12 protein-coding genes are annotated in these 20,862 nt (G+C 41.7%); 7 read left to right on the forward strand and 5 right to left on the reverse strand.

The features are described from left to right. Nucleotides 1-31 precede the first annotated feature (31 nt). Nucleotides 32-4,372 carry a pullulanase-type alpha-1,6-glucosidase gene (gene pulA, locus NLF92_RS07625; protein ID WP_254100452.1) on the forward strand — a complete coding sequence of 1,447 codons (4,341 nt, stop codon included), beginning with the start codon at nt 32-34 and terminating at the stop codon, nt 4,370-4,372. A gap of 127 nt (nt 4,373-4,499) precedes the next feature. After that, complete coding sequence (locus NLF92_RS07630; RefSeq protein ID WP_254100454.1) at nt 4,500-4,979, forward strand: hypothetical protein; 480 nt, start codon at nt 4,500-4,502, stop codon at nt 4,977-4,979. A 62-nt stretch (nt 4,980-5,041) separates the two neighbouring features. On the opposite strand, the gene NLF92_RS07635 is transcribed toward NLF92_RS07630, so the two are convergent. The 3 genes from NLF92_RS07635 to NLF92_RS07645 form a co-directional block, all read right to left on the reverse strand. After that, nucleotides 5,042-6,949, reverse strand: coding sequence for a S41 family peptidase (locus tag NLF92_RS07635; protein WP_254100456.1), 1,908 nt, complete (start codon nt 6,947-6,949; stop codon nt 5,042-5,044). A 99-nt stretch (nt 6,950-7,048) separates the two neighbouring features. Next, entirely contained in the window at nt 7,049-8,791 is a 1,743-nt protein-coding gene (locus NLF92_RS07640; RefSeq protein ID WP_254100458.1) for a hypothetical protein, read from the reverse strand. Beyond that, nucleotides 8,788-10,680, reverse strand: a complete 1,893-nt coding sequence (locus tag NLF92_RS07645; protein ID WP_254100460.1) for a tetratricopeptide repeat protein — start codon at nt 10,678-10,680, stop codon at nt 8,788-8,790. The genes NLF92_RS07640 and NLF92_RS07645 overlap by 4 nt, the downstream gene beginning before the upstream one ends. Before the next feature lie 150 nt (nt 10,681-10,830). On the opposite strand from NLF92_RS07645, the gene NLF92_RS07650 reads away from it, so the two are divergent. From NLF92_RS07650 to NLF92_RS07670, 5 genes are all read left to right on the forward strand, one after another. Continuing rightward, nucleotides 10,831-12,771 (forward strand): carbamoyltransferase family protein, encoded by a 1,941-nt coding sequence (locus NLF92_RS07650; protein WP_254100462.1) that lies wholly within the window; start codon nt 10,831-10,833, stop codon nt 12,769-12,771. Then, nucleotides 12,758-13,213 (forward strand): SxtJ family membrane protein, encoded by a 456-nt coding sequence (locus NLF92_RS07655; protein WP_254100464.1) that lies wholly within the window; start codon nt 12,758-12,760, stop codon nt 13,211-13,213. The genes NLF92_RS07650 and NLF92_RS07655 overlap by 14 nt, the downstream gene beginning before the upstream one ends. 60 nt (nt 13,214-13,273) lie before the next feature. Then, nucleotides 13,274-13,426, forward strand: coding sequence for a DUF5989 family protein (locus NLF92_RS07660; RefSeq protein WP_254100466.1), 153 nt, complete (start codon nt 13,274-13,276; stop codon nt 13,424-13,426). 97 nt (nt 13,427-13,523) lie between these two features. Then, nucleotides 13,524-15,440 (forward strand): alpha-amylase family protein, encoded by a 1,917-nt coding sequence (locus NLF92_RS07665; RefSeq protein ID WP_432420215.1) that lies wholly within the window; start codon nt 13,524-13,526, stop codon nt 15,438-15,440. Between the two features lie 11 nt (nt 15,441-15,451). After that, nucleotides 15,452-17,836, forward strand: a complete 2,385-nt coding sequence (locus NLF92_RS07670; protein WP_254100468.1) for a TIM-barrel domain-containing protein — start codon at nt 15,452-15,454, stop codon at nt 17,834-17,836. On the opposite strand, the gene nosR is transcribed toward NLF92_RS07670, so the two are convergent. Beyond that, on the reverse strand, nt 17,826-19,124 hold the full coding sequence (gene nosR, locus NLF92_RS07675) for a response regulator c-di-GMP phosphodiesterase, NosR family (protein ID WP_254100470.1): 1,299 nt from the start codon (nt 19,122-19,124) through the stop codon (nt 17,826-17,828). The two genes, NLF92_RS07670 and nosR, sit on opposite strands and share 11 nt — an antisense overlap. A gap of 12 nt (nt 19,125-19,136) precedes the next feature. Then, on the reverse strand, nt 19,137-20,861 hold the full coding sequence (locus tag NLF92_RS07680; RefSeq protein ID WP_254100473.1) for a sensor histidine kinase: 1,725 nt from the start codon (nt 20,859-20,861) through the stop codon (nt 19,137-19,139). Between the last annotated feature and the right edge of the window lies 1 nt (nt 20,862).

Genomic DNA, 20,862 nt, shown 5'->3' on the forward strand with positions numbered 1-20,862 from the left:
TAAATATTTAATAACATCGGAGCAACAACCTATGTTTACATCAATCCGCAAATTAGGTTTTGCAGCTGTATTGCTGACAACCCTAGGATTAACAGGCTGTGGTGGTGGATCAGATATTGAATCTGGTGAAGTCCTCCTCGCTTGTACTGCGCCACAAGTCCCTAATGCAACGGGTACTACTTGTGTCGCACCACCGCCGATTCAATGTGCACCACCAACGGTGCCTGATGAAGCGAACGAAAATTGTGTTGTGGGTGCAAATCCGGATTTACCTGATCCGTCATTTTTCCCATCTGAAACTCAAGCTGTGTTGTATTACAACCGAGTAGCAGTAGGTGCAACTAATGTACCTAATGATCCTGCTTATGATGGTTGGAAATTACATACTTGGAATAACGATGCTTGTGATGCGTTAGAACCAGAATCCGTTGCCCCTTCTTGGGACAATGGTTTAGAGCATGACGGTGTCGATCCAAATTATGGTGCGTATTGGGTTCTTGAACTGAAAGAAGGCTATGGTTCGTGCCATAATTTCATTATCCACATCGGTACTGATGATGCGGGTAAAGAAATGGGCGGCGCTGACTTTAAAGGTAGTCTCATTCAAGACGATGCTACATTTGCACGCATGAACTTTACAATCTCTGGCGAAGCCACGGTTTTTGAATTCCCACTTATTTCATTAGGTGAGCGTCCAGTACAAATCGAAGGCCAAGCTGCACATTGGTTAGATGTAAATACTATTTTATGGGATGCACCTGACGCGGTTGCTAGTGTCAAACTCCATTACTCAGCAGCGGGTGATTTGGAAGCGACAATTGAGAATGGTTTAAATGGTTCTGCGATTGATATGCTGGCTGTTGATTTATCTGATGAGCAAACCGCTATTGCACCTCATTTAAGTGGTTTGGCCGCTTACCAAGGTGAATGGGATGCAGTAGCAGCCAAAACAGTCATGAAGACCCAAGCTGTTTTAGCTGGCTATGATACTGATGGTAAATTAGTTGCAGCTACGGGTATTCAGTTAGCAAATGGTCTTGACCAGTTATATACCGTTGGAGAAATGGATGCTGATGAAGCTGATTTAGGGGTTATTTATAACGATGATGGTACGATTACATCAGCCGTATGGGCACCTACCGCACAAAACGTTCAATTGAAAACTTATAGTCAGGACAAGCGCTTAGTCGATACGATAGCCATGGCTGAAAATACAGACACCGGTGTTTGGTCATACACTGGCACGGGTTTGGATCGTATGTTCTATCGTTTTGAAGTGACGGTTTATCATCATTTAACCGGTGATATTGAAGTATTTGACGTGACTGATCCATACTCTGTTGGCTTAGGTGTAAATGGACGTTTCTCACAATTCGTGAATTTAAATGATGCTGATTTGAAACCAGAAGGTTGGGATGATCACACTGTTCCAACAGTTGCCAATCCAGAAGATGCTGTTATTTACGAAGCCCATATTCGTGATTTCTCAGCGTTGGATATGACGACGAGCGAAGCGAATCGTGGTAAGTTTTTGGCCTTCACTGAAAGTGAGACTGATGCAGTCAATCATCTTCAGGAAATGGTTGCTGCAGGTGTAACGCACTTGCATTTGCTACCGGCTAACGATATTGCAACGATTGATGAACGTGCTGAGCGTACGGTAGATCTAAACAGTACTGTGTTTGAACTATGCCTACTTAACCGTCGTCTTGATATTTGTAGTGAAGCTGACTCAAATATGACTTTGTTAGAGGTCTATGAAAGTTACGATTCATTCTTAGAGCCGGATAAAGCACAAGCATTAACTGAGCAATTACGTAATTATGACCAGTTTAACTGGGGTTATGATCCTAAGCATTTCAATGCACCTGAAGGTTCTTATGCATCTGATCCAGATGGCGTAGCACGTATTTTAGAAATGCGAGCGATGAACCAAGCTTTACATGCTATGGGTTTACGTGTTGTATTAGATGTTGTGTATAACCACACCAATGCATCTGGTGCAAATGACAACTCCGTTTTTGACAAAGTCGTACCGGGTTATTATCACCGTTACAATGTTGAAACAGGAGATATCGTGCGTGATTCATGCTGTGATGATACAGAAGATCGCAACCGCATGATGGCTAAGTTCATGGAAGATTCGTTATTGATGTGGACTGAACATTATAAGTTTGACGGATTCCGTTTTGACTTAATGGGTAGTCACTCTAAAGATACTATGCTGTCTTTACGTGATGCAGTTCAAGCAGTTGATGCTGATAACTACTTCTATGGTGAAGGTTGGACCCGCAATGATCGCGGTGTAACCCAAGCTAATCAACCCAACTTAGCGGGTTCAGAAATTGGTACTTTCAACGATCAAATTCGCGAGGCGGTACGCCAAGGTCGTTTCTTTGCCAAGGCAAATGGCGATAATACCGGTGATATTTTTGATGCAACCGATCGTATCAAATCTGCATTAGCAGGTACGTTATTAGATTATGCATTACAAACGAATACCGGTACGACATCACCGACTAGTGCATTAGGCGGTTATGCTCAAGATCCTGCGGATATCATTAACTATGTGTCCAAACATGATAACGAGACATTATGGGATAAATTCAATTATGAATTACCCAATGATTTAACGTTAGCAGAGCGGGTTCGTGCACAAAACATCGGTTTGGCGATTCCAGTCCTAGCGCAAGGTATTCCATTCTTGCAATTAGGCGGTGAGATGCTGCGTTCAAAATCTATGGATCGCAACACTTATGATTCTGGCGACTGGTTCAACAAAGTTGATTACACGATGATGAGTAATAACTTTAATGTTGGTTTACCACTTGCTCAGGACAATCGAGGTGCTTGGGATACTATTGGAACGTTTGCGTATTCTCCAGAACGCGCTGCAGGGATGGATGAAATTGTGTTTGCTAAAGAAGTCTTCAAAGAGTTCTTAAGTATTCGTACTGCTTCTCCATTGTTCCGATTAACGACTGCTGACGACATCAAAGCGCGTGTTGGTTTCCACAACTTAGGTCGCACTGCGATCCCAGGTGTGGTGGCTATGAGTATCGATGACGGCGGCGAGTTGGTGGATCTTGATGCTGCAGTTGATGCCGTTATGGTGGTGATTAATGCAACGTATAACCAACAGTCAGTTCGTGTAAATACTGCAACAGGTTTCACACTGCACAATACATTGGCCAACTCTGTTGACTCTGTAGTACGTGGTGCGAGTTTTGCTGAAGGGGTAGATGATGATGCCGGTAACGGTCTCTTCACTGTACCTGCACAGACGATTGCGATTTATGTACAAAACCAAGGTGACACTCAGGGTATGGGCTTATCTGCCTTTGCTACGGCAGGAGCACCAGATGTTGTTCCATATGGTGACACTACGGTTTACTTACGTGGAAGCATGAATGGCTGGGGCCAAGACACTGCATTTAATTATGAAGGTCAAGGTATCTATCGTGCAACTTACACCTTGGATGCGGGTACTGAATATCAATTCAAAGTCGCTGAAGCTGATTGGTCTAACCCTAACTTAGGTGGTCCAGATGGTGCGAGTGACGTAGTGGCAGAAGATACGCTTTATAGTTTAGCGCCAAGCAACAACAACCTGAAGTTTACTCCAGATGAAACTGCTTTATACGAGTTCGTTTTTGATGCAGTGGATATTGAGAATCCAACGTTACTGATCCGTAAAGATAATCCTTACTTTGGTACAGATATCTATGTACGAGGCGGTATGAATGGTTGGGGTACTGGTAATCCGATGACTTATGAAGGTGATAAGGTATTTGGTGCCAACTTCACAGTGGCTGCAGGAGACTACGAGTTCAAGGTGGCTTCAGAAGATTGGTCTACGGTAGATCATGGCTCTGTGGCAGATACGGATGAAGCTCGAAATATGACAGTAGGTACCACTATTGAAACCAATCTCGCTGGTGGTCAAAACTTCCGTATTTCGATAGATTCAGAGGAAGAATACAAGTTTACCTTAGATGTATCTGGTGAAGCGCCTGTATTAGGTGTTTTCAAAGCTGAATTCTTTGGTGCAACACCTGTGTTCCTGCGCGGAGGTATGAACGGTTGGGGTACGAATGATCAACTCATATATGCTGATAATGCATATAGTGTTTCCATTCCAGTTTCAGCTGGTATCGTGGAGTTCAAAGTTGCTTCTGACGATTGGTCAACAGTCAATGCGGGTGCTGTAGATGGCGATAATCGCGATATCACATTGGGCTTGCCTTTAATGTTGATGCAAGGAAGTAATGATAACTTACGTTTCGATGCGCCAGAAACAGGGAATTATACTTTCACAGTGACAGGTCCTAATCCTGCTTCACCGAAGGTGACCGTTACTCTTGACGAGTAAACCGTTACTCTGACTGAGTATAAAGTCATCCAAAACCGTGAATTCTGTACTGAGTTCACGGTTTTTTTTGCTTATATCTACTTTAGAACCTACGCTTATATAGATTACAACGACTAAGGAACGTCACATGACTACAAAACACCCCTCATCTACGATTAAACTTTCTTTGTTATCTATGGTTATTGCTGGCACATTAGGCTTAAGTGCCTGTGGCAGTGATGCTGATAGTAAAACCGATACGAAAACCGGTGATGCAGAACAAAAAATGTCTGTTGCAAACACCAAGCAACCCACTGTAGATAGTAATGGGTCTCAAAGTATGCTTGAACAAGCTAAGGCCAAAGCGAATGAAACAATGGCTGCTAGCAGTGATATGTTAGCCACGAGTAAAGATAAGATGGAACAGTATAAAGATACCGCGACTGACAAGATAGCGGCAGGTAAAGCCAAAGCCGATGAATACAAAGATGTTGCGTCTGATAAACTTGCGGATGGCAAAGATATGCTTACCAACTTAAAAGATAAAGCTACAGCTAAAAAATCCGAAGCTGAATCCCTTTTAGATAAGGCTAAAAAGAAAGTCACAGAGGGTGATGGTGGTGCATAAGCGCTAGTACGACTCATTGTATCAGGCGTATTTTACCCTAATAGGGTGTGCTAGTTCGTTGCTTATTTTAAGCTGGCTAATAATCTTTCTAGCACACCGTCTTTTTGCATGATTACATCTTTAACTGTTGGTTTACTCAATACATCAGGAGTCAGTCCAGCATTCGGTGTTTCATTTAAGGGTTGCAGTTTTGGTATATATGCGAATAGAGGAATGTCGACAACAATTTGGCTGTTAGGTAGTGTTAAAAAGAACATGCCGCCACCATTGATACCTTTTTGATTTCCACCTGTTGGTGCCCCAATTACTCTCACCCTCTCATTTGTGGCCATCGCTTGGCTTAAAAAGAATGTACTTGATGCATTGGTACCATCAACTAACAAGTGAATTGTGCCATTAAATGTCGGTTTATCATTTTCAGTAAGGAGGGAACTCTGCGATTCTTCTTTGTCCTCTTGTGATATGAATTTCTGTACTTTCGGTGCCTGTGCTTTCGATTCCTGTGGTATGCGCTCTTGCTGTGGGTTTTCTTTCTGGTTCACTACTTTCTGTGTTGCCTCTATGGGTTTCGTATAGCCTGTCACAAAGTCAGTATTGGTTGCCAACGTATACTCAACGGGTGCAAAAAATCTTGGATCCCATGTACGCAAGTGCTTTTGTAATTCAGCCGGCACGTCTTGATATTTAATAATAGGTGTATATGACACCTTAGCAAACGCATCTGCCAAATTTAAATAGCTTGCTAATTGCTGACTCACTTCATCAAGCCCGCCAGTGTTACCTCGAACATCTATAACCAGCTCTTGTACATTTGACGCTTTGAGTGCAGCAAAACTCTCTGCGTAAAAAGCTTGCCAAGAAAAATCCATATTGTAAGTCGCAAAACTCGGTAGTTTCATTACCCCAACATTGTTTGCTGTAATGGTAAATGACCAAGCCGAGGTCTGTGGATGACTGGCTAATATTTTTTCTTCTCTTTCCAATAGAGTTAAACCAGGCACATCTATAAATAAAGGGCGCGTAGTATTGGCTAGAACAACCTCTAGTTTATAAGATGTTCGCTCAGTGCTAATAGCTTGTTGTTCAACAAAAGGGAAATAGACATCAAATGGCTGCAGACCGGTTTCATTTACCAAGTTCAATTCAGCATGTTGTTGTGCTGTATTGGCGCCATCTCCACGCATGTAACGCAACAATGCTTGAGTAAGTGTAGTGACACTTTGCCCATTGATACTTTTTATTTCCGTACCGGGTTTTAACAATGATTTGTTTGAGTAATTGTGGGTAATGTACCACCGCTTATCTATCTGGATAAAAGACACCGGCAACTTATTAGCAGGACCTAATAATAGTCGCTCTACTTCAGCATGTTGATTAAGTGGGTTAAGGTAGGTATGACCGCATTGGAGTGCGGTGAGGAGCTCAGCGACCTCAACAAAGGTATTAGCGAGAGATTGTGCTTGTCCAAATGTGGCTTTTATTTGGCGTAATTTCTGCTGCCATTCTGATTCGCTTTGGTAACGATATAATCCAGGGTGCAAAACATCCAGTGCTTGTTCAAGGACCTGTAAATCATTTTGTAGCTGTTGGGGGCTAAGGACTTGCATGCTGTCGCTATTTAATGCATCCGGTACTGCAAAAATATGTTCAGAATAGGTGGTTGCCTCGTTCAGTTTGATGGTGCGAAAACCTTTCAAGGGTTCTTGTTTATCTTGGGTCGCAAATAAAAACTTTATTTCTTCAGGGGATTGGTTAAACCAGAGTGATATTTTGTGTTGTTTACGATGTTTATCGCTCAGTAATTGCAAGGGCTGTGATATATTCAGTGGCGCAGTGTCACCAATAATGTAAATCGTTTCTGGAGAACTCGTTTGTACTGTGAAATGCACAGTATTAGCCCATGCGTAGGGGATAAAATATAGCGCGAAAACAATACTATAGATGAGGGCAGGGATACGCGCAAAATACATAACTCTTCCTTGATTTTATGTCGATGAAAAAGGGCGCTGGCTTTATCTACACAGCCCAATAAAGATACATTCAATTATATCGACATACAACATCTGAATTTAGCGAATTTTTTTGACTTGTTCTTCCAAGCGATCAATCACTGTGTCAATATTCATAGCGCCTGCTCTGCGTGCCCTTTGATAGTAGTATAAAGCCTCTGCTAGTCGTTTAGTCTGATGCATGTTTTTTGCGCTTCGCAAATTCTCCACTGGGTCATGAGGTAGGGCATCAGCAATAATTTGCTGTGTCTTGATAACCATCGGAATATTTTTATCTTTATTGTATTGGGTTAATGCTTTTTTTTGCATGGTGAGCCAGTCGATTTTCTTTTGGACCTTTTCTAAACCTAGTGCGGCTTCCCAGTTTTGCGGTTGCGGTAATACCACCGGTTTTGGCGTCGGGCTAAAAGGATAATCAGAAGTTAATGCAATGATATCCGCAAAGCCCACATACTCTTCACTGGGAATTATTGGGCGACGCTGCCAGGCCAAATTGGTTGGTACATAAACCGTATTTTGAGATTCTGTTAAGCTGGCAAAGTATTGTTCATAAAAGGCATTGGCTAATACAAAATAACCAGACACATTGGGATGTAGGTGCTCTAGCATTACATTGTTGCCAATGAGTCCAAGTGAACTGCGTTGGCGCATTTTGTCTTCAGTATCGACCAACGTAACTCCTTGTCGTGTAGCCAATTCTCGGATGATGCGGTTCATAGCTAGGGGGGCTCTAAAGCGCAACGTATCTAATTCTTTGGCCTGGACAAGGGCTTTTTGTGCGCAACTAGTCTGTTCTAACCTTGCGCAGAGTTGACCTAGTGTGAAATGTAAATCAGCACTTTGACTGTGTTGGATTTGCTCATGAATGGTTGCAATTTCTGATAATAAGTCATTAGGCTCAAAGCGATGGATACGTTGGGCTAAGGTCGTCAGTTTTTGCTGCAGGTCTGGCTCTGCCGGCAAGCTGCTAAAGGGTTTTTGGTCTAATTCGTTACTCGCTAAAGTCGAAATGTACACGGGAATATTTGCACGTGCATATTTGTCTAACAAAAGCCCCATATTTTGTGCAAACTGTTCCAGTCCTGCTGCAAATATATGACTGTTCAGTGCAATGTCTTTTTCTTTCGCCACTTGGGACATTAAGGTTCTAGAAGATGAAGATGAAGATGAAGATAAAGATGAAGATGAATTAATTTTTTTGAGTTCTAAATATATCGCCTGCATCAGCTGAAATATACGTAACTCTTTGACTTTTAGAAATAGTAAAGTCGCTGTGCTAGAGCCTGTGACAGTATAATTTGAACCAACGCCCAGGATCCCCAAATATTCATTGTGGCCGGCATAGATAAATATTGCATCGGGAGCTTGTTCGATGATTTCATCGGCAAAATCAAGTAGGGTATATGAGTTCACTGCTGACATAGCCGTATTAATAACTTCCACATATCGAGTAGGATGTGTCGCCCTAATACGATGTTCCAACATGCCCGCAAGTGAAGCGCCTAAGCCATAAGGATACCCTGCTGCTGTTGAACCTCCTTGGACAAAAATACGCAGTCCATTGTCAGGTTTTTCAGCTAAAAAGAAATTGGCTTCCATCGACACTCTTGGTGTGTGAGCCACTTGATTGAAATATCGTTTTACGATGTCTGGGCGAGGCAGTACATAATCAGGATGGGTCGGGTTATTGATAAACAAAGGGTAATCCTCACCATAGTTGAAGAGCCGTAAACTCGCTTCTAAAAGCAGGATAAATAGCACAGGAATAAAAACTGCTATGCATCTAAAAAGCCAAATTTTCATGATTGATTGTCCATGGCACGTTGTACTTGTTGAATATACTGCCGGATCTGGGGATGATTAGGCTGCATTGTCGCCACCTTGTGGAGTAGTGCTAAAGCCTGCTCAAAAGCCTTTTTATTGAACAGAATCTGTGCATAATCCATGATAATGCGCGTATTATTTGGTGCCAACGAGTGTGCTTTACGAATAAAATAATGCGCATAATCCCAACTTTTTGCTGCTCGATAGAGCTGAGCCGTTTGCCAGGTCAGTTCTGTATTATAGGGCAGGGCTGTTGCCATACTAGCCGCAGTATTAGCTGCTTGTAAAAAACCATCTTGTTCGATGAAATGTGCCAATACAGCCTGTTGTTGTGTAAACCATTGACCGTCTTTGAGCCGTTGTTGTCCGAACGTTTGTAAAGTGGTTTGGACTGGTACCGTGAGAGGTGATTGCGGCTCAGAAACGAAAGGATAATCAGCTAATAAACGATTGATTTTTGTTTGTGCCACAAAATTATCCGCTTCGGATATCCAAGCATGTTTCCAAGCCAATTCTTGAGTTGCTTTTAACACATGCGTTTGGCTATGAGTAGGGTTCTTGGCGAAGTTATCATGGTTAGAATGCTTATCTGGAGAAGTTGTGGGCGATTTAGGACCGAATAATCCATGTGCTTGCATACTCGAAATGGCACTTTCTGCCAATAAAAAATAACCTCTAGCATTTGGGTGTAAGTGTTCCAACATTAGCGTGTTATCAACAATGCTATAAGGACTCGCTTGAGCTAGATATTCAGCGCCTTTGACTAAATGTACATTGGCAAATGCCTGGGATTTTTGCTCAATTATCGCGTTAAATACAGACGGCGCTCGAAAACGTAAACTGTCGTAATCCCTTGCTGCTTCAAGTAATTTTTTGGCTTGCATAGGGTGCGTCTTGCTTAACACTACCCCAAGAGCAAAGTTAGGCTCTGGATGGTAAGGATGTGTTTTGTGTATACGTTGTAATGTACTGATATCTTTTTGGGCGAAAGCAATGTCGAGCTGTTTCTGAATTGCCGATGGTAAGGTATAAGGTGCAGCAAAAGGTGGTTGTCCTGCTAAATTACTAGCAATAGTCGACAAATATACCGGGACCTGTTTGTGTTCAAAGGCATTTAATATTGCTTCGAGGTTATCCTCAAACTGTTGCTTCCCTTGGTCAAAAATAGAACTTTGATAGGGAATGTTGGCATTTTTGGCGACGCTAGCCATGACTGTACGAGAATTTCTTTGCGCTTGGTCAAACCCATCGGTAAGCTGAAATTGTAGTAATAGTGTTTGTAAAACTTGTACTAGTCGCCACTCTTTGAGTGACAAATAAAGTAGGTTTAATGTATGTGAGCCTAGACCACTGTACCGAGAGCCAACTCCCATCACTCCGAGATACTCATTATGTCCGGCATAAATATAGACCGCATCTGGGTCAATCTCTAATACTTCAGCAACAAAATCTCTCAGCATATAGGTATTAATGGACGACATGGCCACAGAAATAAATTCGATATTTTGCTCAGGGTAAAGACCGTGGACACGTTGTTGCATAAAACCTGAGGGTGAACCAAAACGCCCATAAGGAAAACCTGCTGCACTGGAACCACCTAAAATGACAATTCGCGTCGTATCTTGTGGTTTTTGGGCTAAAAAATAGTGGGTATCAGGGGCAACTTGAGGGGCCAGTTCAGGGCTTGGAAAATAACGCTGGATGATATTTGGGTTTGGCTGGACATAGCCTGGATGCTGTTCTACCGAGATAAAAAGAGGGATATGCCGGTCGGTTATAAAAAGTCTAAAGATGCCCTCCAAAGCCAATATGAAAATGAAGGGCAGTGCTAAAGCGATGGCGTAAAAACTGATGCGTTGAATAGTCATAGCGTCTTTTTATAATTATTGTTAGTTTAGGATAAAATTCTGATAACAATTTCGCAACAATTATTCACGTTGGTTATCTTTTTATGGCACAATTAGGACATAAAAATAAAAGAGCGTTGCTTTTATAAGCAATGAAAGTTAGTACCCAATATGTCCAACAATTATGTTTTAGGGATTTCTGCTCTATATCACGATAGTGCTGCGGCTTTACTCGTTAATGGTAAAATTATCGCCGCTGCTCAAGAAGAGCGTTTCACTCGTATAAAACACGATCCTAGTTTTCCTACCCAAGCTATTTTATATTGCTTGGATGAAGCTGGTATTACACTAGACGAATGTAGTGCAATTGTATTTTACGACAAGCCTTTATTAAAATTTGAACGTTTATTAGAAACCTATTTGGCACACGCACCAAAAGGATTTTTGTCTTTTGCTCGCGCGATGCCAATTTGGTTAAAAGAAAAACTGTATTTTAAACAGTTATTGCGTCGCGAGTGCCGCAATATCCTACGTCAAGACAATGTGCTTCCCGATAAAACGTTAAACACAAAGATCCCACCATTGGCTTTTAGCGAACATCATCTGTCGCACGCGGCTTCTGCATTTTATCCTTCCCCTTTTACATCAGCCGTAGTGTTGTGTTTGGATGGAGTGGGAGAGTGGGCAACTACGAGTGCTTGGTTAGGTAAAAATGAGGAGTTAAAGCCGCTGTGGGAAATCAACTTCCCACATTCATTGGGATTATTGTACTCCGCATTTACTTATTATTGCGGCTTTAAAGTCAATGCAGGTGAATACAAACTGATGGGGTTAGCGCCTTATGGTAAACCTGTATACAAAGATATTATCTACCGTCATTTGATTACTGTGGCAGATGATGGCAGTTTTGCGTTAAATCTTGATTATTTTGATTTTTCAGTGGGTAAAACTATGGTGAATAAGGCGTTTTGTGCCTTATTTTCGACACCTGTTTTGCCTCATGATAGTCCTGTAACCAAAGTACAGATGGATTTAGCAGCCTCCATTCAAGTCGTCATTGAAGAGACCGTACTAAAGATGGCCAGACATCTCAAACGTACAACCCAGGCTGATTATTTATGTTTGGCAGGTGGTGTTGCTTTGAATTGTGTCGCAAATGGACGAATTGCTCGAGAAGCCGGTTTTCAAGATATTTGGATCCAACCTGCAGCAGGAGATGCTGGTGGGGCTCTAGGCGCCGCTTTGGAGTATTGTTATCGTTGGGAATTAGGTGAACGCATCTCAGTACCAAGCGAACGTGACTCAGTACGCAGCGATGCGATGCAACATAGTTATTTAGGCCCTGCATTTTCGATAGCTGAAATTAAGTCTGCATGCTTGGCTTGGGGAGTGGAATATACCGAGCTCACAACGACTGAATTATTGCCCAAAACCGTCAGGTGGTTGACCGAAGAGGCCGTAGTAGGATGGTTTCAGGGACGTATGGAATTTGGGCCTAGGGCTTTGGGTAATCGGAGCATTTTGGGTGATCCTCGTTCGGCGAACATGCAACACACCATGAATTTAAAAATCAAACAAAGAGAATCATTTAGGCCGTTTGCCCCAATTGTTATGCAAGAACATGTGCAAGATTGGTTTGTGGATATTGAGCATAGTCCTTATATGCTACAAGTAGCTCAGGTGCAGTCGCAACATCTATGTCATTCAACTGACCAAACAGTAGCAGATATGCGATACGCCCAAAGACTCGATAGACCTATTACAGCAACAGATTTCACTGATCAGATGCAGCATACGATTAACCAAATTCGCTCATACATTCCAGCCGTGACGCATATTGATTATTCTGCACGTGTCCAGACGGTCACTTCTGCACAACCGATTCATAGTTTATTAACTGAATTTCAGCGCCATACAGGTGTACCTCTCCTCATTAATACTTCATTCAATGTAAGGGGTGAACCTCCGGTATGCTCTCCACATGATGCGATTCGATGTTTTTTAGCCACCGAAATGGATTACTTGGTTATGGAAAATATTGTTTTAGAAAAAGCAGATATGCCAGATGCAGCAAAACATAAAGCTCAAGAGGTGACCTTTGCCAAAGATTAAATTTCAGCTTAAAACCAAGTGGCAACACATTGCATTACCTGTTGTAGCAAAAGACAATAAACGGGCTTTACGCGATTTTTGTTGGCAGTTTAGCGCGTTCTTTGGCTTAATTTTTATGGGCTTATTACCTTGGCTATTCGCTCAGCCAATACCGCTTTGGCCATTGGTCCCCATTGTTTATTTCATGACCTTGGGATGGTTTTATGTGCCTGCCGTCTATCCTGTTTATCGGGTCTGGATGATACTTGCGAGTATTTTGAGTTTCACCAATACATATCTGCTTTTAGGTCTCGTCTATTTTGTTGTGTTAGTCCCTTTGGGTTTAGTCCTACAAATGCTCAATAAACTGGATTACCGGAAACAACCAGAACGAGTAGAGGGTTCGTTTTACCGAAAACGAACAGATGAGCTGACTAAAGAACGTTTACGCCAACCATTCTAGGTATTGCATACTTAGATATAAGAATAATGCAACAGACAATACAACTGGAGTCATATAGCGATGCTAGAGTTTTTACAAGATTTATGGGAATTTTTAAAAGTCAGAAAGAAAATTTGGCTATTGCCTATTTTTGTTTTCTTGGTATTACTAGGCGGCATTGTTGTTGCGACTCAGCAGTCCTCATTAGCGACTTTTATTTATACATTGTTTTAAAGTTCAGATGGTTATGGACTTATTGAAAACGTATGCAATACCTCCGTTACAGAAAACAAGGTAGTATGTAAAAGGTATAACAATCAGAGTTTATGACATGAAAAAAATTGCTTTAACCGTTTTCGTTATCGGTACATTAGGAACACTTTCGTTACTCCAAGCGTGCCAGCCGAGTGCCCCCAATAAATCAGCCCCAGCTAATCAAGGAGACGCTACTATGGCAGTTGAACATGCATCAAAGTCTCATGTCAAACCGGTTGTCTACCAGGTGTTTACTCGTTTGTTTGGCAATACTAACACCACGAATAAACCCTGGGGAACGCTGACAGAAAATGGGGTAGGTAAATTCTCTGATTTTACGCCACAAGCATTAGCGGGTATCAAAGAGCTCGGGGTCAGTCATATTTGGTATACTGGGGTGCCTCATCACGCACTCGTCAACGACTATACTGCATATGGGATTAGTTTAGACGATCCCGATGTCATCAAAGGCCGTGCCGGTTCACCATACGCCGTGAAAGATTACTACAATGTTAACCCTGACTTGGCAGATGATCCCGCAACCCGTTTAGCAGAATTTAAAGCCCTGATTGAACGGACTCATGCCCAAGGTATGAAAGTGATCATCGATATAGTCCCTAACCATGTTGCACGGGCATATGAGTCAACTTCTCGGCCTGAGGGCGTGGCAGATTTTGGTGCGCAAGACGATACATCTGTGGTCTATGCTCGTGATAACAATTTTTATTATATTCCTGGAGAAGATTTTATAGTTCCTGAGTCAGTGGGTGGTTATCGTCCATTAGGGGGAGATTCGGCGCCATTATTGGATAATCAATTTGCTGAGAGTCCTGCTAAATGGACAGGAAATGGTTCAAGGTTGGCCCAACCCAATATTCATGACTGGTATGAAACCGTCAAAGTTAATTATGGGGTACGTCCTGATGGTAGTTACGATTTCCCAGTTTTGCCAGAAGCATACCGCAACTTGGGAGTGGCAGAGCACCATGCATTTTGGTTGGATAAAAACTTACCAGATTCGTGGTACAAATTTCATGATATTGTGCATTATTGGCTCGCTATGGGGGTTGATGGTTTTCGATATGATATGGCTGAAATGGTACCTGTTGAGTTTTGGTCATTTTTGAATTCTTCAATAAAGGTGCAATATCCAGATGCCTTTTTACTGGCTGAAGTATACAACCCTAAGCAGTTTCGCAACTATATTCAGTTAGGCAAGATGGACTACCTTTACGATAAGGTTGATTTTTATGATAACTTAAAGGCAGTGATGCAAGGACATGGCGATGCCCAAAGTTTAGAGCAAGTTCAGGCTAATATCGAAGATGTGGCTGACCACATGTTACATTTTTTAGAGAATCATGATGAACAGCGCATCGCCGCTCCTGAGTTTGCCGGTGATGCCGCTAAAGGTAAACCTGCCATGGTGGTTTCTGCACTAATTTCACGCTCACCGACGATGTTATATTTTGGTCAAGATGTTGGGGAAGATGGTTCTGAGGAACCTGGTTTTGGTGATCCTTCTCGGACGTCGATCTTTGACTATATTGGGGTGCCCGCTCATCAACGTTGGATGAATGACGGTGCATTTGATGGCGGTAAACTGAGCCCAACAGAGCTTGCATTGCGGGCCTATTATATTAAATTAATGGATATTGCAGCTTTTCATCCTTTGATGAATGCAGATTACACATCCTTACATTCTTTGAATACTGCTAACGATGCTTATGGTCCTTTGCACTTTGCCTTTGCTCGGCATGATAATGAAAACCTCATGCTCGTGGTAAGTAATTTTGATCCGGATAAACCGCTTGCGACAACATTGAACTTGCCCGAGGCAGTAGTTGAACAATTGGGTTTAAGTTCAGGTGAGTATGCTTTGCAAGGTCTATTGGAAGACCATGTTAGTCAACTCACTATTAATAGTGATGGTGCGGCATTCGCAGTGGCTTTAGCCCCCTTAAGTTCAGCAGTGTTAGTGCTGACAAGATAAGGCCTTAGATTATGAAAAGACATTTTTTACACCGCGTAGCGCTGTTCGTTTTAGTCCTTACAAGTCATTCCTTGCATGCAAAACTGGATGCATTCAGTATCGAAAAGCATGTTGTGACTTTGCAGACCACTCAAGGTGAAGTACAAATTAAACGTCAAGATGGTGAATCTTTCGTCATTGATTATCTACGAGACGGACAAGCCCAATTACCTAGTTTTGCCTTAGCTTATCCCCGCCAGGCTCTACCGGTGAAGGTTTCCGAATATACATCTTATGTCACCATTACATATGCGGAACAAGCTATTCATGTTGATAAAGCCACTGGCCGTTTGGCATTTTATTATGCAGGAGAAGAAGTTGTCAGCGAAAAGTTAGGTTTGGTTGAGACGAGTGAGCATCGAGGATTTTCATTTCAGTTGGATACGGATGAAAAATTGTATGGTGGTGGTCAGCGTTTGTTAGGCATGGATCGCCGTGGTCATAAAATGCCGTTGTACAATAAGGCACATTATGGCTACACCACAGAATCTAACCAGATGTATTATGGTTTATCAGCGGTTTTATCCGACCAGCGTTATGCCATTTTGTTTGATAACAGCGCCAAGGGTGAACTTGATATAGGACACACGTATGCAGATGAATTGCGTTTTAGCGCCGATACTGGCAGAACGTCATATGTTGTTGTGTTAGGCAATTCAGTCCAGCAAGTGAGTCAAAATATTGCAAAGGTGACCGGTAAACAACCTTTATTACCACGTTGGGCTTTGGGTAATTTTGCTTCGCGTTTTGGCTATAAAACTCAGACACAAACACTCGCGACCGCCCAAGCATACATTGACAATGATATTCCATTGGATGCAATTGTTTTAGATTTGTATTGGTTTGGACCTGACATCAAAGGCCATATGGGGAATTTAGATTGGTATAGACCCAACTTTCCTACGCCAGAAAATATGATCCAAACATTGACCACTCAAGGAGTTAATACTGTTTTGATCACTGAGCCGTTTATCTTATCGACATCTAAACAATGGACTAATGCAGTGGCGAATAAGGCTTTGGCGACGAACATTGATGGGGCGGTAGAAACATTTGATTTTTACTTTGGTAATACAGGGTTAGTCGATGTTTTTAATCAGGATGCAGCAAACTGGTTTTTAGACTTTTACTCGCGTTTGGCACAACAAGGCGTCACCGGATGGTGGGGGGATTTGGGCGAGCCAGAAGTGCATCCAGCTACTGCCTTGCACAATATAGATGGGCGTTTGGTAGGCGCTGATGCAGTGCATAATGCCTATGGACATCAGTGGGCGAAGATCCTCTTTGAACATCAACTTAAGACACAGCCTGAATTACGTCCCTTTATTATGATGCGCAGCGGTTTTTTGGGTTCGCAGCGTTATGGCATGATCCCTTGGACGGGAGATGTATCACGCTCATGGGGGGGCTTACAAGGGCAGATTGAATTGATGTTGCAAATGTCGGCCTTTGGTGTTGCCTATATCCATTCTGATTTAGGTGGCTTTGCCGGTGGGGATAAATTTGATGCAGAATTGTATTTACGCTGGTTGGAATTTGGTGCCTTTACACCAGTATTCCGTCCACATGCTCAGGATAACATCGCTCCAGAACCTGTTTTTCATAGTGAAGACGTTATCGATATTGCCCGAGATATTATTAAACTGCGTTATGCACTCACGCCTTATAATTATTCCTTGTCGTTGGCTAACTCCATGACCGGAGAGCCGTTGGTTCGGCCAGTCAGTTTCATTGATGAATCAAGGTTTACAGATGCTAAACATTATCTGTGGGGCGATGCATTTTTGGTGGCACCGGTGAAAGTTGCTGGTGTAACAAAACAAGCCATTGATTTACCTGAAGGTGTTTGGTTTGACTATTGGCAAAAGCAAAAATGGACGGGCGAGCAATCTATCTCTGTTCAAGCCCCAATTGGGCAGATTCCATTGTTGGTTAAAGCTGGCAGTTTTATTCCGACAGTATCTCCGACCCAACATTTAAAAGCTTATAATACTCGGAATTTACACATTGCTTATTATGCGGATGCTGCGGTACAAGACAGTACTTATGTTATGTACGAGGATGATGGAGCCAGTCCCCAAACTCTAGGCACAGGTGCTTATCAAAGTATCATTATGACGGCAGCCCAACGTGGCAAGGCGTTATCTTTATTGCTTACAGTGAAAGGGACCTATGCACGAGCCCCCTTACAAAGAACAATTCACTATACAGTGTATGGAGTCAATAATTTACCGCAAAGGGTCATTATCGATGGTAAACACCTAGCAGAGTCACAATGGCAGTGGGATGAGTTGACAAATAGTGTACGCTTTACTGCTGAACTACAGCAGCAAGCTCAGATAAATATTATTCTTTGATAAATAATTTTAATTCTTCTTTGTGGTTCAACTCATAGTGTTTGAGTTTTTGTATAGTTGCGTCAGTAAATACGTGTCCTTCAGGAAGCATTAGTACATATTTTGCATTGTATATATCTCTAGCAAGCTCCATTCCTGGCTTCAGATTGTTGACATTAAATGAACCATCTTGACAGATTACTTGGTCTGCTAAGGAGACGGAAGTGAAAATATCATACACGCGTGGGTCGTATTTAGTGCCTTTGTGTTTTGACATCTCAATGCGCGCATCGATGGCATCTAAATGTTTGCCGGTCATTTTACCAATGCGATAACGCCAAAAATCTCGAGCAATGAAGAGGATGCGAGCGCCAATCGGGATGTCATCAGCCACCTTCATATTAGGGTAGCCTTGCCCGTTGTAATATTCAAATTGGTGATAAATGATATCGACGATCGGTTGCGCATGGGTCAATGGTGAAAGCATCATATTTGCCACATCTACCTGACGCACATAAGCCTTTTGTTGTTCGTAATTCAATTCATTAAATGCCGTGTTAAACAAATGGACTTCCTTGCCCAATAAACCAATTTGGCACAATAAGGAAGCGTCTTTGACAGCTTTGATCATCTTTGGCTCTAAGTGCAATTTTTCAGCTATCTCAGTAGCCAAACGACTCACTGACTGAGCAAACCCGCCATCGAGTTCAGGGTGCACACTGATACAGTTAAAGAGCATTTTTTCCGATGCAACTTGTTCTTGTTTTAATTTCTTTAGGGCAAGTTGGATTTGCTGAGTTTTCGTAGCTACTTTTTTATCTAAAGATGAATTCAGTTCTTTTAATGCACGGTTTTGCTTGAACAATTTGTTTTGTAAAACGACATTTTCTTGCTTAAGTTTGGTATATTTTAAGCCATCTTTGATGGTCAGTAAGAGATTTTGATTGTCCCAAGGCTTTTGGATGTAGCGATGTATGCCACCTTGGTTCACTGCTTTCATGATGGAGTCTAAATCAGCAAAACCCGTTAAAATGACTCGATAGGTATCGGGGTATAATTCCGCGACTTTTGCGAGCAAATCAGCACCCGTCATGTTAGGCATTTTCATATCTGAAACAATCATCGCAATGTCATTTTCAGCGAATAGTTCAAGTGCTTCTTGGCCGCTAGTCGCAAATAACATATTGATGTTCGTGCGATGAAAAATGCGCTTAATTGAGCGTAAAATACTCGTTTCGTCATCTACGAATAAGACAGTAAAAGTCGGTCCTGCCGTCATTTTATTTTGCTCTTTGTTTGGTTGCGTCATCGTTTCCATACGTTATTCACTTTTGTGTCGAGATGCTATTGCCATAGGTGCAAATGCAACATCTTTGGGTTGTTCTGTGGGGGACTTCTCTAGTTTATGAGATACCGGCTCGTCCATATGCAATGGCAATTTTATGGTAAAGCATGTACCCACACCTACTTCACTTTCAACATTTATACTGCCACCGTGTTCTTCAATAATATTAAAGGTAATTGATAGCCCTAAACCCGTTCCTTCCCCCTCAGGTTTAGTAGTGAAGAAAGGGTTAAATAACTGCTCTAAATGTTCCTTTGCGATCCCAGAACCATTGTCAGATATTTTTATCTCGATAGATTCAGGAGTACTAATAGTTGTAACGACTATTTTGCCTTTTTCTGAAATAGCATGTCCCGCATTTACCAATAAATTAGTAAATACTTGAATCATTTTACCGACATTAATCTGTATTTCAGGGATGTTTTCATCTAATTCGGTAATAATTTCGCAGTGATATTTTAACTGGTTGGACACCATTTTTAGCGTGGTATTAATACAAGAGTTAATATTAAAGATTTGAAAACTTTCATCATTCGCTCTGGAAAATGCTTTCATTCCAGATACAATTTCGCTGACTCGTTTTAAACCGTCACTGGATTCTTGTAAAATATCCAAGCTATCTTCCATTAAGTAGTCAAGATCTTCTTGATCAATTAAAAATTCTATTTTGTTTAAGATACTTTTGCGTTGAAAAACATCTCGTGTGCCTAAATATTCCAACAATAATTTTAAGATAAGTTGAAATGATTGATTGTAATCCTGCAGTGTATCAAGGTTACTTTTAACAAAACCGACTGGATTATTGATTTCATGTGCGACTCCTGCTGCCAGCTGCCCCACAGAAGCCATTTTTTCAGCTTGAGAAAGTTGGGACTGGGTTTCTTTTAAATCTTTATTAATATTTTTAAGTTTGTAATTACTCTCTTTTAACATAGCCGTTCGATTCACGACTTGTTCTTCTAAACTGGCGTTTAGGTTGAAGAGTTCGTTTTGAAATTTCTTACTGCGTTTAATTTGTCGATTAAGGGAATCTATTAATGTATTGAATGACTCAGCCACGGCATAAATTTCTTTATCGGTTTGGAAAATATCGATACGTTCTTTAATGGGCTCGCCTAGTTTTAATTGGTCGGTGACATTCTCTGCTGAATCCTTAAGCGTGTTCAGCTGTCGGATTAAGTAACCACTGAAAATGAAGGCGACTAAACCTACAAATAAAATTTCAGCTAGCGCAATCCCAGCTATAACTCCTTGTATTTCTTGGATAGACGATTTTATTGATGTGTTGTTTATACCGATTTCTACAGAGCCAAAAAACTGTTCTTCAACTTTTATATCAGCTTTGGTCACCAGAATTCCTTTTGCCTCAATATCAAACTCGGTAGTCGAGATATTATTCTTGTTGGTATTACCAGCCTGGGCTAATAAATTACCTTGTGCATCTTTAATTACTGCAAAGGCCATCCCTTCTTGTTGCATGATTTCTTGGACAAAGGTGTCAAGGGATGCAATATCGTAAGTCACTACGGCGCTTTTGGTCATCGCGGCAAATAAATTGGCACTGATTTTTGCTTTTGCAGAGAGGTTTTCATTAAGCATTTCTTTTACGATAGAGGTGACCATCAAAGCTAGAAACAGCAAAAACACTGCTTCTATAAATGTTACCCCGACCGTTAACTTATTTCTTAATGAACTATTCATG

It is taken from the genome of Opacimonas viscosa, assembly GCF_024199005.1.
Classification (GTDB): Bacteria; Pseudomonadota; Gammaproteobacteria; order Enterobacterales; family Alteromonadaceae; genus Opacimonas; species Opacimonas viscosa.